The 14,144-nt window shown below is 36.1% G+C and carries 9 protein-coding genes; 6 read left to right on the forward strand and 3 right to left on the reverse strand.

What is annotated here, in order from left to right; translation table 11 throughout:
• Window positions 1–68 precede the first annotated feature (68 nt).
• Window positions 69–803 carry a hypothetical protein gene (locus AMS59_RS15170; protein ID WP_234007810.1) on the reverse strand — a complete coding sequence of 245 codons (735 nt, stop codon included), beginning with the start codon at window positions 801–803 and terminating at the stop codon, window positions 69–71.
• Window positions 804–959: 156 nt separating this feature from the next.
• Between AMS59_RS15170 and AMS59_RS15175 the strand changes: the two genes are divergently transcribed.
• From AMS59_RS15175 to AMS59_RS15185, 3 genes are all read left to right on the forward strand, one after another.
• Window positions 960–1,715, forward strand: a complete 756-nt coding sequence (locus AMS59_RS15175) for an SDR family NAD(P)-dependent oxidoreductase (RefSeq protein WP_053484576.1) — start codon at window positions 960–962, stop codon at window positions 1,713–1,715.
• A 15-nt stretch (window positions 1,716–1,730) separates the two neighbouring features.
• The gene (locus AMS59_RS15180) at window positions 1,731–2,474 is read left to right on the forward strand and encodes an SDR family NAD(P)-dependent oxidoreductase (protein ID WP_053484577.1); all 744 of its coding nucleotides are present in this window, start codon (window positions 1,731–1,733) and stop codon (window positions 2,472–2,474) included.
• A gap of 288 nt (window positions 2,475–2,762) precedes the next feature.
• Window positions 2,763–3,635, forward strand: a complete 873-nt coding sequence (locus AMS59_RS15185) for a DMT family transporter (RefSeq protein WP_053484578.1) — start codon at window positions 2,763–2,765, stop codon at window positions 3,633–3,635.
• 83 nt (window positions 3,636–3,718) lie between these two features.
• On the opposite strand, the gene AMS59_RS15190 is transcribed toward AMS59_RS15185, so the two are convergent.
• Complete coding sequence (locus AMS59_RS15190) at window positions 3,719–6,319, reverse strand: Cna B-type domain-containing protein (protein WP_053484579.1); 2,601 nt, start codon at window positions 6,317–6,319, stop codon at window positions 3,719–3,721.
• 1,294 nt (window positions 6,320–7,613) lie between these two features.
• Here AMS59_RS15190 and AMS59_RS15195 point away from each other — a divergent pair.
• Both AMS59_RS15195 and AMS59_RS15200 read left to right on the forward strand, forming a co-directional pair.
• The gene (locus AMS59_RS15195; RefSeq protein WP_053484580.1) at window positions 7,614–9,320 is read left to right on the forward strand and encodes a methyl-accepting chemotaxis protein; all 1,707 of its coding nucleotides are present in this window, start codon (window positions 7,614–7,616) and stop codon (window positions 9,318–9,320) included.
• Window positions 9,321–9,889: 569 nt separating this feature from the next.
• On the forward strand, window positions 9,890–11,596 hold the full coding sequence (locus AMS59_RS15200) for a methyl-accepting chemotaxis protein (RefSeq protein ID WP_053484581.1): 1,707 nt from the start codon (window positions 9,890–9,892) through the stop codon (window positions 11,594–11,596).
• Between the two features lie 113 nt (window positions 11,597–11,709).
• Here AMS59_RS15200 and AMS59_RS15205 read toward each other — a convergent pair whose 3' ends face one another.
• Window positions 11,710–12,012 (reverse strand): hypothetical protein, encoded by a 303-nt coding sequence (locus AMS59_RS15205; protein ID WP_156304682.1) that lies wholly within the window; start codon window positions 12,010–12,012, stop codon window positions 11,710–11,712.
• A 341-nt stretch (window positions 12,013–12,353) separates the two neighbouring features.
• Here AMS59_RS15205 and AMS59_RS15210 point away from each other — a divergent pair, with 341 nt between their 5' ends.
• Complete coding sequence (locus AMS59_RS15210; protein WP_053484583.1) at window positions 12,354–14,060, forward strand: methyl-accepting chemotaxis protein; 1,707 nt, start codon at window positions 12,354–12,356, stop codon at window positions 14,058–14,060.
• Window positions 14,061–14,144 lie beyond the last annotated feature (84 nt).

Genomic DNA, 14,144 nt, shown 5'->3' on the forward strand with positions numbered 1-14,144 from the left:
TTTCGTGCCTGGAATATATTACAGAAAATTCAGTTTAAATATTAGCGTGGAATTATTTTAATGCGACGCTAGTGATGCTCTTCTTTTACATAATTTTTAGGGTCTCTTAAATAAATCGGTTTCTTTGAGCCAAAAACTACATGTTGTTCAGTAAGTTGCCCCTTCATGCTCTGTACTTTTGAAAGTTCCGCCCCAATGACACCGTAGAATTGATTGGACCATGGGACATATGCATAAAAGACACATCTTTTATATTGAAAATACTCTTCACATTTTTTTAAAATATAGGCTAAATCTTGATATCCAGAACTACGAATCAATAGCTTATTTAATTGATCTAACAATAGGAGATTTTTCAGTTCCAAACTTTCATGTGATTCGGACTTTGTTTTATGCTCTTCCTCACATTTGTTATAACTTTGGACAAGAAAAGTAAAAATTGATAGTAAAAACAGTAATATTGCGTTCATACGGCTATGTTTCTGTTGAATCATAAAGGTAATCAAGGACTTCTCAAGTATTAATTGAAACAGGTTAAAACTTCTCATATCTATAATGGATAATTGTGATTGCAGCCACGTATCTAAATAACCTCTATATTCTTCATTGATATCTTCAATTTCAATATGAGTTAACAGAAGAATAAACGAATCCAATAACATCGTAGTCCTTTTTCGATCCGCCTCAGAAATAGAAGGCTCTAGATTAAGATAGATATTTATATTTTCTTCTAGCTGTTTGCTATAGATTTTAATGAACAAGACGAATTCTTGGAATGTTACTTCTTCATTTGAATGGGTCATATAAATCCTGCTCCTTCACAATCAATTACCCTATAAATGGACGATATTAACTCAATATTATACAGCATCTTATAGGATAGTATTTCCGATCAAAACGAGTATGATGGAAGTATCACTAGATCTTTTGAATCCTAAAATGAAGGGTACGTGGTTGTTATGAGACTAGAAAACAAAATAGCCATTATCACCGGTGGAGGTACAGGAATCGGTAAAGAGACTGCACTTTTATTTGCTAAAGAAGGAGCAAAAGTAGTTATTACGGACATTAACGAGCAATCAGGAAGTGCGACAGTAAAGGATATCCAGGCAATTGGTGGAGAAGCACTTTTCGTGCGTCATGATGTCAGCAACGAAGATGATTGGAAAAAAGTTACAGATGAAACAATCCATGCTTTTGGCAAAGTTGATGTTCTCTTCAACAATGCTGGTATTTATATTATTAAGCCTCTTGCAGAAATTGAATTAGCCGACTGGAATCGTTTAATGTCCATTAATGTGACAGGCGTATTCCTTGGAATGAAGCATATTATGCCACTAATGGCTAAACAAAATAAAGGCTCTGTCATTAATGCTTCATCGATAGCAGGTTTAACTGGAGCTGCTGGGCATGTTTTATATGGAGCTAGTAAAGGCGCAGTTCGTATTATGACAAAGGATGCTGCGATGGAATATGCCGCTGCTGGTGTTAGAGTGAACTCTATTCATCCAGGCTACATCGATACTGGAATGGCAGACTATGCATCAGAAACAACTGGTAACTCTAAAGAACAATTAGGTAAAAATCTCTTCCCATTAGGACGTTTAGGCTCTGTCAACGAAGTGGCAAAAATGGTACTGTTTTTAGCCTCTGACGAATCTTCTTTCTCAACAGGTGCCGAATTCGTCATTGATGGCGGAGCAACAGCAAAATAAAAGGCGGGATTTAATATGAAACTTAAAGATAAAGTAGCCATCGTAACAGGTGGCGCAAGTGGCATTGGTGAAGCGACTGTTCGCCTATTTGTTGAAGAAGGTGCAAAAGTAGTTATTGCTGATTTCTCGGATCGTGGACAAAGCATCTCAGAAGAATTGAATAGTAATGGACATGATACTCTTTTCATCAAAACAGATGTAACAAAAGAAGAAGAAATCCAAAACATGATTAATGAAACGGTTAATAAATACGGGAAGCTAAATATCATGTATGCAAACGCTGGCGTAGCTGATGATGCTCCAGCACATGAATTATCCTACGAAAAATGGAAAAGAACGATTGATATTAATTTATCAGGTGTATTTCTTTCTGATAAATATGCCATTGAACAGTTTCTTAAACAAGGTACAGGCGGTGTCATCGTTAATGCTGGTTCCATTCATAGTTTTGTTTCCTTACCAGCTCCAACAGCCTACTCCTCTGCAAAAGGTGGCGTAAAACTGTTAACACAAAACCTATGTACTGCTTATGCAAAAGAAGGCATTCGTGTTAATGCCGTATGTCCGGGATACATTGACACTCCCCTACTCTCTGAAGTAGATGCTCAAAAGAAAGAATATTTAGCTTCACTTCATCCACAAGGCAGACTTGGTAAACCAGAGGAAATAGCAAAAGCTGTGCTATTTTTAGCAAGCGATGATGCGAGCTTTGTCAATGGTACTACCCTTCTTGTTGATGGCGGTTATACAGCTCAATAATCTTGTAGCGACAGCGTATGCTAACGTAGCGGTAGCAACAACAATTAGCCAAGGCGAATTGATATTTAACATGATCTGAATTCGGTAATTTACTGGATTCAGACCATTTTTTTCTAATCAAATTCAAAAAAATGTTATATGATAAATGAAATACTATAAAAGGGGCTGGCTATTATGATCTTCTCACCATTATTTGAACAGGATGTACCTAAAGTTATTCTCCCTTAACGGAGAATCTTCATATCTCCGTTAAGGACAGGAATTGTCTAGAGATAACGGAGGGGAAAAATGAAAAAAACCTTATTAGGTTCCTTATATTTATCACTTGCTGCTAGCATTTGGGGCGGCATGTATGTAGTAGTAAAGGTAGTTGTTGATACCTTACCACCTTTAGAATTAGTATGGCTACGCTATATGATTGCAATAATTGCTTTGATCATCATTGGCACTATTACAAAACAATCATGGCGAATTGATAAGCGGGACTGGCTGTTAATCTTTATGATTGGGCTAATCGGAAATACGATTTCTATCGTTGCTCAAGAAATTGGTACTATGCTGTCTACTGCTCAAATGGGAGCCATCATTACTGCAACGACACCGGCATTTATGGTTGTTTTTGCGAGATTCATGTTAAAAGAAAAAATCACTTTTAAAAAAGCTGTTTCTATTATTCTAGCGACATTCGGAGTCTATATGATCGTAGGTAGTGCACATATCGATTCCTCACATCAATTAGGTGGCGTTGCTCTACTAATCGCTGCCCTAACCTGGTCACTGATGTCCGTTCTTATTAAACGGGTACCGGAGCAGTATTCACCAATCGTTGTCACTAGCTACGGCACACTTGTCGCTATCATTGTCTTAACACCTTTAGCCATTCCACGATTAATAAAATTAGACTTCCATGCTATGGTAGAACCATCAATCTGGGGTGGCCTACTCTATTTAGGCGTTATTTCTACAGCGTGTGGCTTCTTACTTTGGAATCGTGGATTACAGATGCTCAATGCCACAAGTGGTGGTTTATTTTTCTTCTTTCAACCAATCGTCGGCACCTTCCTAGGATGGCTATTATTAGGCGAACAAATCGGCGTATCCTTTTGGATCGGAACTGTATTAATCTTTAGCGGCGTACTATTAGTTATTCGAGAAGAATAATTGAAACATACTAAAAGCTGCATTACTAAAGAACTTTTTTGACATAATAAACCCCCTGTTAATCGTTAACAGGGGGTTATATTTTAAATTTCTTTTCTTCTACGTTGTAATAACAAGCATGCTAAAGCTACTAAGACTAAACCAAGTACTTGATATAAAGTTGTGTTACTTTCCCCTGTTTGAGGTAAGCGTTCAGCTTTATTTGGAGTTTGTTGCTTCTCTTTCTCAGCTTTTAGTTCTTGAACAGCTTTGTTGATATGCTTTTCTACTAATGGAATTTCTACTACATTACTTGCATCTTCGGAGTCTTTCGTTTCACTCTGTTCCACTGGGTTTTCACTTGATTCCACCGTTTTTTCTGTTGGTGCCACTGGCTTTTCACTTGGTGCCACCGGTTTTTCTGTTGGTGCCATTGGTTTTTCACTTGGTGCCACCGGTTTTTCTGTTGGTGCCATTGGTTTTTCACTTGGTGCCACCGGTTTTTCTGTTGGTGCTACCGGCTTTTCACTTGGTGTCACTGGTTTTTCTGTTGGTGCTACCGGCTTTTCTGTTGGTGTCACCGGTTTTTCTGTTGGTGCCACTGGCTTTTCACTTGGTGTCACTGGTTTTTCTGTTGGTGCCACTGGCTTTTCTGTTGGTGCTACTGGCTTTTCTGTTGGTGCCACCGGTTTTTCTGTTGGTGCTACTGGCTTTTCTGTTGGTTCCACCGGTTTTTCAGTTGGTTCCACTGGTTTTTCTGTTGGCTCCACTGGTTTTTCTATTGGTTCCACTGGTTTTTCTGTTGGTTCCACTGGTTTTTCTGTTGGTTCCACCGGTTTTTCTGTTGGTTCTACTGGTTTTTCTGTTGGTTCCACTGGTTTTTCTATTGGTTCCACTGGTTTTTCTGTTGGTTCCACTGGTTTTTCAGTTGGTTCTACTGGTTTTTCTGTTGGTTCCACTGGTTTTTCTGTTGGTTCCACCGGTTTTTCAGTTGGTTCCACTGGTTTTTCAGTTGGTTCCACTGGTTTTTCTGTTGGTTCCACTGGTTTTTCAGTTGGTTCCACTGGTTTTTCAGTTGGTTCCACTGGTTTTTCTGTTGGTTCCACTGGTTTTTCAGTTGGTTCCACTGGTTTTTCAGTTGGTTCCACTGGTTTTTCTGTTGGTTCCACTGGTTTTTCAGTTGGTTCTACTGGTTTTTCTAGTTTAGTATTTAAAATATTATAACCATCAACTTTTGACTCATAGCCCTCGACCGCTTGCTCTTTCACAGCATATTTGATTTCTTTACCGTTTACTGTGTATTGGTCTAAGTTATCGAAGTTATATTTCCAACCATTTTCTGCTGTTACTGTTTTTGTAGAAATAACCGCATCGTCTTTTAGTAAATCTACTTTGATTTCTGAAGGGCGATCTTGTTCACTATCGTTGCTCCAAGTTTTCGTTCCCTCAATTGAGATTTTTTTCATACTGTTGCTAATCGGTACTTCTACACCTTTTAGAGCTCCAGCCTCTATTGTAAATGGAATTTTCTTATTTGCGTCAAATGTTACATATTCAGGAGCTGATACTTCTTGTATATAGTACTCACCAGCTTTCAAGTTTTGTACTTCTACAATTCCTTTTTCATCGGTTGTATAATAATCACCAATTTGTTGATCATCTGATGAGAAAACTTTAAATTGAACCCCTGGAATGACTTGCTCTTTATTACCATCTATATATTTCAGTATTCTTAATGTACCTTTGTCTGGTAAATCTCCTACAGCCCAACCATTAGCAAAAATATTTTTTACTTCAGCAACGTTTTTCTCATGTACTGGGGCTTGGTTGTTGACTTTGTAAGTCAAATCATATTCATTCTTCAGATATTTTTCATTTACTCCTTCAGCTGTAATAGTCGTTTTATAACCTACAGTGAATGATGTTAAGCTTGCATACCCTCGATAAATCACTACATTAAATGAATTATCACTCGTAAAACCTACATATCCAAGCCCTTTTCTTTGAAACTCTTCAAGTGTGAATTGCTGATTACCATACGGGCCACTTGTTTGGATAAAGAAACTATCTTTCTGTAGTTGTTGACCGTCTTTTGAAAAATCTTGTAACACGATATCACTATCAAGATATTCTTTCTTTAAATTGAAGTTTAGGAACCAGCGAACTTCATCTGAGTTATTTGGCTGAATATCTCCAGATTTATGAAAGAATATTCCTGGTGAAGAACCATTACTTTTTGGATGCGTAATTGTTACAGCTTGCTCACTTAAATCTGTTCCAAAATCCGTATGAATCGTTTTTGTAACTCCAGATTCTACATTTGTTGCTTGAATAGTAAAGTTAAAGTAACCTCTAATATTTTCACGTTTCTCTACTTTGTCATTGAACGTACATACGACTTGTCCGCTAGTCACATTACACGAACCGTAATCTTCTAGATTAATATTCGAATTGAAACCTTTTAATTCAGGTGGCAATGTCATCGTAATTGTATCGCCTGTTTTTAATCTAAGATTAGGTTTTTCACTAAATGTTACATAAATCCCTGTTTGTTCACCGTATGATAAATCTGTTTTTTTAATTTCCACTCTATCAATAAACCTTGTTTTGCTTAGTTCTTGTGCTTTTCCGATCACGGGTACAATTGTTTGAAATAGTACGACTACAAAACATAATAAGAATGAAAATATTTTCTTACTTCGCATGATTTATAAACCTCCTGTTTGAATTTCTAATTTCAGAGCATTGTATTTAGATTGCCTCTAACACACTAGTATTAAATTTCACGTGATTCATATTATTTCATTAAACATTTCATGCTTGGGTTTTAGTGAAAGAAAAACACCATAGACCATGTATTTAATATGATACAAACCAAAATTATTATAATATTAAATTTCGCAAGCAACTAAACTCACAATAATATAATCAAAAATCACTTAAAGTAATATAACATGCTACTAAAGAAACTGGAAATATTTTAAGATCCGCAAAAATACAACTATATAACTATTTTATTAGGAAAATCAGGGATTTACATTATTCTTATTTTCATAACCTTCATTAAAATCCATTTTAAGGAACCAAATAGTGTTAATAGAACCATGTTTGGATTGGAAATAAAAACAAATTAAGCCAAAAGTTTTTTAAAATAAATTTTTGACATATATAATCAAACTCTAGTGACAACTAATAATTCAATTGCTTTCTATAAATTTAAAAATTCCAGTACGCCCTTCAATTTATATAAGAGCGCCCTCCCGCTGTCTCTTCACACCATTCCTTTGATTGAATTTGCTTGATGAAATAAAAAAAAAAAACACGTCAATAAAGGTGTTTTTCATGTTGTTGAAAAATTATTGTGTCAATGTGTCTTATTAAATAAGGCTCTTCTGTAAAGCGAGGGGTTGATTTCCATTCCGACTGGGCGCTTTCCTAGGGGCTTTGTGCGAAAGCGAAGTGCAAACGTAGCAACAGTGACAGATGTTTTTTGCGCGAAAGCGTAGTGCAACGTAGCGGTAGCGACAGATGGTTTTTGTGCGAAAGCGCAGTGCAATGTAGCGGCAGCGACAGATGGTTTTTGTGCGAAAGCGCAGTGCTTTAAAGTGAAGCAATTTTCTAATGCTAATGTTAAATAACTTTTTTATGTTTACGCCACCGCCAATAAATTCATAACAATTTTGCCATAAGTAGCAGTTTGCAAATTTGCAGAGTCCCCAAATTGATCTTTATCTAATGAACCTCGAAAATCATGGTTCATGTTTTGTATAGTTTTTCATTCATTTCAATTAAGTTTTTTTCGTCAGTAAACTCGATTGCAATAAGCTGTAACTCTTAATTTTTCAGAAAAATACCATAATTCACTCTTCTCTTATTAACGTCTAAAATGTGGTATATTATTACAAAATCTATATTACTCAATGTATCCAAAGTTATTAGTAAATACCATTTTTCTTACAATAGTTTTCGAAGAAAATTGAGCCAATGGAGGAAATATTTTTGAAAAACTTATCAATTAGAAAGAAAATTTTAACACTCATTACGTCCGCTGTTATTTTTTTACTAATTATTTCAGGTGGCGGTTTTTATTACATTAACGATATGGCAAAAAAAGGTACGGAGATGTACGACGAGTCTCTTTTGCCAATCCAATATATTGGTCAAATTCGAACTGACATTCGTGCGATGGATTCTTTTGTTTTAGAGCTTATGATTACTTTGGATACTAAACGTAATGCCCAGTTACAAGCAAACATCACAGAAAGAGCTCAAAGTATTAAAGAAGCAATTGTAAAATTCGAAGACACTTACAGCGGAAGTAAAGATAAACAAAAACTATTAGAATCTATTAAATCCAATCTTGACGGTTATGATAGTACCATGACAGAGGTCATAGATTTAGCTAGTAAGAACCAAAACGAGGAAGCCTATTCTATATACACTACAGCTATGCATGATTTTCGTGAGAAAGTGGCAACTGATGCACGCGATCTTATGACTATATGTTCCGAAGATGCTAAACAGTTGAATAAAGAAAACAAACAAAGTCTATCCACTACTATACTTGTTTCTATCATTCTCACTGTTTTAGCCCTCATTTTGTTTATTACATTAGCAACATGGATTGGACGTTTAATTGTGAATCCAGTTAAAGAGTTGCAGGGTAATATGTTAAAAGCAGGCGACGGAGATTTAACTGTGCAAGGTACATACTCATCCAAGGATGAAATCGGTCAATTAACTCAATCATTTAATTCAATGATTAATAATATTCGTAATACAGTAACAAAAGTCACTGAAACTGCTAATCATGTAGCCGCAGCATCTGAAGAATTGAATGTTAATGCAGCAGAAACTACAAAGGCAACAGAGATGGTTGCAAATACGATGGAAACTATTGCTCATGGATCAGTAGAGCAACTAAATAATGTTTCTAATACATTCAATACCGTCAATGAGCTTTCAACAGGTGTTCAACAAGTAGCCGGAAATGCTCAAGCTGTAAGTGAGCTTTCAAGGGATTCATTATCCTTGGTGATAAATGGTATAAATGCAGCAAATCAAATGAATGACCAAATGATAGACATCACAGATCGAGTAAAAGGCTTATCAGAAGTAGTCGACTTGTTAGGAAAGCGTTCTTATGAAATTGGTCAAATTATTGATTCGATTACTGCGATTGCTGAACAAACAAATCTACTTGCCCTGAACGCCGCAATCGAAGCCGCACGTGCTGGCGAGCATGGGAAAGGCTTTGCCGTCGTTGCAGATGAGGTTAGGAAATTAGCAGAACAGTCTGCTGTTTCTTCAAACCAAATTGAAGTGTTGATTTCAGAGACACAGAAAGATACTCAAAAGGCTGTTGAATCAATGAAGTTGGTAACAACAGAAGTTACTGAAGGGATTAAAACAACAGAAAATACACGTACAACTTTCGCTTCAATTCAAAGTGCCATTCAAAGTGTTACGATGCAGGTAGAAGAAGTATCTGCAGCAGTCGAGCAAATGGCAGCAGGAACTGAAGAAATTGTTGGTAGTATGAATACGATCCATTCCGTAACTAAATCTACTACAGCCGGCACAGAGAGTATTTCTGCAACGACTGAAGAACAAACGGCATCAATGGAGGAAATTTCATCATCTGCTTATGCACTTGCAAACTTGGCAGAAGAGTTAAGAAACTTGGCAGCACAATTCCGAGTTTAATATGAATTCCACAAACAGTAACACTTTTTAACATTGGCCCCTAAAAGTTTAGTGTCGCCATTTAGTTAAGAACTAGAAAGGATTAAGCTCGGTTTTGAACCGGACTTAATCCTTTTCGTTTTGCTTTAGGACAACTCCTTCAAAAAGCGAGTATAGGCTTTTTTCAAGAAACTAGTGGATTGATAGGATGGTTTTTTATGTTAAAGCTACGGAACTTAGGTGTTCACAATACTCCCTGATTAATTTCCATTCATCATTTTGCTTTCCTGAATACATATAAATGGAATTTCACCAAATATGCATCTTTAAACTAATTTAAATTTCTTCATTTCCACCTTTTGGGCTTTTTCATTCATTGCAATTAAGGGTTTTTCCGTCAGTACACTCGATTACAATAAGCTGTGACTCTTCATTTTTCATAAAAATTCCATAATTCACTTTTCTCATATAAAAGACTTAGACGTGATATATTATCATCATATCTAAATTACTCAATATACCCAAAGTTATTAGTATATAGCACTGTTATCTAGGACTTTTGAGATAGTTGAGCTGACGGAGGAAATATTTTGAAAAATTTATCAATCAGAAAGAAAATTCTAACACTTATTACATCCGCTGTTGTTTTTTTGCTGATTATATCATTTGATGGTTTTTATTACATTAATGATATGGCAAAAAAATCTAGTGAAATGTACGACGAGTCACTTTTGCCAATTCAATATATCGGGCAACTTGGATCTAACTTTAGTGATATAGATGCTTACATTTTAGAGCTCATGATTACTACGGATGCTAATCGTAATACCGAACTACAGGCAAACATCTCAAAAAGTGGTGAAAGTATTAGAGACTTACTCAAAAAATTTGAAAACTCTTACACTGGTAAAGAAGATGAACAAAAACTATTAGAATCTCTTAAATCCAATCTCAATGGTTATTTTAGTACCATGACAGATATCATTGATTTGGCTAACAAGAACCAAAACAAGGAAGCCTATTCTGCATACACTAAAGCTTCAGATAATCTTATTAAGAAAGTGGAAAATGATACAGACAAGCTTTCGGCTCTATGTGCTGATGATGCCGATCAGCTGAATAAAATAAATGAGCAAAATCAATCTACTACTATGCTTATTTCTGCCATTCTTTCTGTTTTAGCCATAATTTTCTTTATTGCATTAGCAGTATGGATTGCACGTTTAATTGTAAATCCCGTTAAAGAGTTGCAGGCTAATATGTTAAAAGCAGGCAATGGAGATTTGACTGTACAAGGTACCTATTCATCTAAGGATGAAATCGGTCAATTAACCCAATCATTTAATTCGATGATTAATAATATTCGTAATACAGTAACAAAAGTCACTGAAACTGCTAATCATGTAGCCGCTGCATCTGACGAATTGAATGCTAATGCAGCAGAAACTACAAAAGCAACAGAGATGATTGCAAGTACGATGGAAACTATCGCTTATGGATCAGTAGAGCAACTAAACAATGTCTCTAGCACCGTCAATACTGTTAATGAGCTTTCAACAGGTGTGCACCAAATAGCCGGAAATGCTCAAGCTGTAACCGAACTTTCAGGTGATTCTTTATCTCTAGTGATAAATGGTATAGATGCTGCGAATCAAATGAATCAACAAATGATGGACATTACAGAACGAGTAAATGGCTTATCCGAAGTTGTCGATGTGTTAGGAAAACGTTCTAATGACATCGGTCAAATTATTGATTCGATTACAGCAATTGCTGAACAAACAAATCTTCTTGCCCTGAACGCTGCAATTGAAGCCGCTCGTGCTGGTGAGCATGGGAAGGGCTTTGCCGTCGTTGCAGATGAGGTTAGGAAATTAGCAGAACAGTCTGCTGTTTCTTCTAACCAAATTGAAGTGTTGATTTCAGAGACACAGAAAGATACTCACAAGGCTGTTGAATCAATGAAGTTAGTAACAGCGGGAGTTAATGAAGGGATTAAAACAACAGAAAATACACGTACAACTTTCGCTTCAATTCAAGACGCCATTCAAAATGTTACGATGCAGGTAGAAACAGTGTCTGCAGCTGTCGAGCAAATGGCAGCAGGAACTGAAGAAATTGTTGGTAGTATGAATACGATCCACTCCATAACTAAATCTACTACAGCAGGCACAAATAGTATTTCTGCAACGACTGAAGAACAAACGGCATCAATGGAGGAAATTTCATCATCTGCTTATGCACTTGCAAACTTGGCTGAAGAGTTAAGAAACTTAGCAGCTCAATTCCGAGTATAAAATGATGTTCAAAACCCTAACATTTACTACTTTAGGGGTCACTTCATTTGTAAGTAACCCCCTTGCTTAAAAGGATTGAGTTCGGTATTGAACCGGACTTAATCCTTTTAGTTTTATGTTAAAGCTACGGAACTTAGGTGCTCACAATACTCTCTTATTAGTTTCCATTCATCATTTTGTTCTTTCCTAAATCTCTGAACAAATAGTTTTACTACATCTATGAATTTCCCATCCATTTCAAAAGTTACCCAAAACGTTGCAATCACTTCATTTTCAGATGCAGGTGCAATATGCATTTCTTTAAAATGCCATTTTGGATTATGACCTTCATATTGTTTATATGCCCCTACCCAACCATTACAAGTCTCTTCGTATCCCCAATCTGAAATATTAGTCCCAGGTCCTACCCACCGCACTACTATATCCGATGAAATCAAAGCATTTCGCTTAAGGCCCAGATTTCACGCTATTCCTGCTATAAGAGATAGAAAAAGAAAAAGGCTAATCTCGAAACCATTTTTCATGTTTCGTATAGTTTTCCATTAATTTCAATTCTATTAAGTTTTTTACCGTCAATAAACTCGAATGCAATAAGCTGGAACTCTTTATTCTTAGTAATAATAATTTCATAATTCTATCTTCTCTTAATATAAATTGGATGTAGTATATTTATTACAAAATATAAATTACTCAATATATCCAAAGTTATTAGTATATACCACTTTTTGAAGATGATTGAGCTAATGGAGGGAATATTTTGAAAAACTTATCGATTAAAAAGAAAATTCTAACGCTTATTACGTCCGCTGTTATATTTTTGCTAATTATTTCTAGTGGTGGTTTTTATTACATTAACGATATGGCAAAAAAATCTAGTGAAATGTACGACGAATCACTTTTGCCAATTCAATATATCGGGCAAGCTCGAACTGATATTCGTGCGATGGATTCTTTCGTTTTAGAACTCATGATTAATACGGATGCAAATGATAATGCTGAACTAAAGACAATGATCTCAGAGAGAGCTGAAAGTATTAAAGACTCAATCGTGAAATTTGAAGCCATTTACAATGGAGATGAAGATGAACAAAAACTGTTAAAATCTCTCAAATCCAATGTTGATGATTATTTTAGCACCATGGCAGATGTTATTGATTTGGCTAGTAAGAACCGAAAAGACGAAGCCTATTCTATGTACACCACAATTTTAGATGATTTTGCTGAGAATATGGCAAGTGATGCACGCAATCTTATGACTCAAAGTTCTGAAGATGCCAATCAACTGAATGAAGAAAATAAACAAAGTCTATTCACTACTATGCTTATTTCTTCCATTCTCTCTGTTGTGGCCATTATTTTCTTTACTACATTAGCAGCATGGATTGCACGTTTAATTGTAAATCCCGTTAAAGAGTTGCAGGCTAATATGTTAAAAGCAGGCAATGGAGATTTGACTGTACAAGGTACCTATTCATCCAAAGATGAAATCGGTCAATTAACCCAATCATTTAATTCGATGCTTAATAATATTCACAATACAGTAACAAAAGTCACTGAAACTGCTAATCATGTAGCCGCTGCATCTGACGAATTGAATGCTAATGCAGCAGAAACTACAAAAGCAACAGAGATGGTTGCCAATACGATGGAAACTATCGCTCATGGATCAGTAGAGCAACTAAAAAATATTTCTAACACATTCAATACCGTCAATGAGCTTTCAACAGGGGTTCAACAAGTAGCTGGAAATGCTCAAGCTGTAAGTGAGCTTTCAAAGGATTCATTATCCTTGGTGATAAATGGTATAGATGCCGCGAATCAAATGAATGAACAAATGATAGACATCACAGAAAGAGTAAATGGCTTATCTGAAGTTGTCGACTTATTAGGAAAACGTTCTTATGAAATTGGTCAAATTATTGATTCGATTACAGCGATTGCTGAACAAACAAATCTACTTGCCCTGAACGCCGCAATCGAAGCCGCACGTGCTGGGGAGCACGGGAAAGGCTTTGCCGTCGTTGCTGATGAAGTTAGGAAATTAGCAGAACAGTCTGCTGTTTCTTCAAACCAAATTGAAGTGTTGATATCCGAGACACAGAAAGATACTCACAAGGCTGTTGAATCAATGAAGTTGGTAACAACAGAAGTTACTGAAGGGATTAAAACAACAGAAAATACACGTACAACTTTCGCTTCAATTCAAGGTGCCATTCAAAGTGTTACGATGCAGGTAGAAGAAGTATCTGCAGCAGTCGAGCAAATGGCAGCAGGGACTGAAGAAATTGTTGGTAGTATGAATACGATCCATTCCGTATCTAAATCTACTACTGCCGGCACAGAGAGTATTTCTGCTACGACTGAAGAACAAATGGCATCGATGGAGGAAATTTCATCATCTGCTTATGCACTTGCAAACTTGGCTGAAGAATTAAGAGACTTAGCAGCTCAATTCCGAGTATAAAATGATATTCAAAACCCTAACATTTACTACTTTAGGGGTCACTTCATTTGTAAGTAACCCCCTTGCTTAAAAGGATTGAGTTCG

The organism is Lysinibacillus sp. FJAT-14745, from assembly GCF_001275675.1.
In the GTDB taxonomy this organism is placed as follows: domain Bacteria; phylum Bacillota; class Bacilli; order Bacillales_A; family Planococcaceae; genus Lysinibacillus.

Excerpts from the sequence above, each read along its gene's own strand:
- AMS59_RS15170 (WP_234007810.1), bottom strand. The coding sequence starts at position 803 with ATGACCCATTCAAATGAAGAAGTAACATTCCAAGAATTCGTCTTGTTC.
- AMS59_RS15190 (WP_053484579.1), bottom strand. The coding sequence starts at position 6,319 with ATGCGAAGTAAGAAAATATTTTCATTCTTATTATGTTTTGTAGTCGTA.
- AMS59_RS15185 (WP_053484578.1), top strand. The coding sequence starts at position 2,763 with ATGAAAAAAACCTTATTAGGTTCCTTATATTTATCACTTGCTGCTAGC.
- AMS59_RS15180 (WP_053484577.1), top strand. The coding sequence starts at position 1,731 with ATGAAACTTAAAGATAAAGTAGCCATCGTAACAGGTGGCGCAAGTGGC.
- AMS59_RS15175 (WP_053484576.1), top strand. The coding sequence starts at position 960 with ATGAGACTAGAAAACAAAATAGCCATTATCACCGGTGGAGGTACAGGA.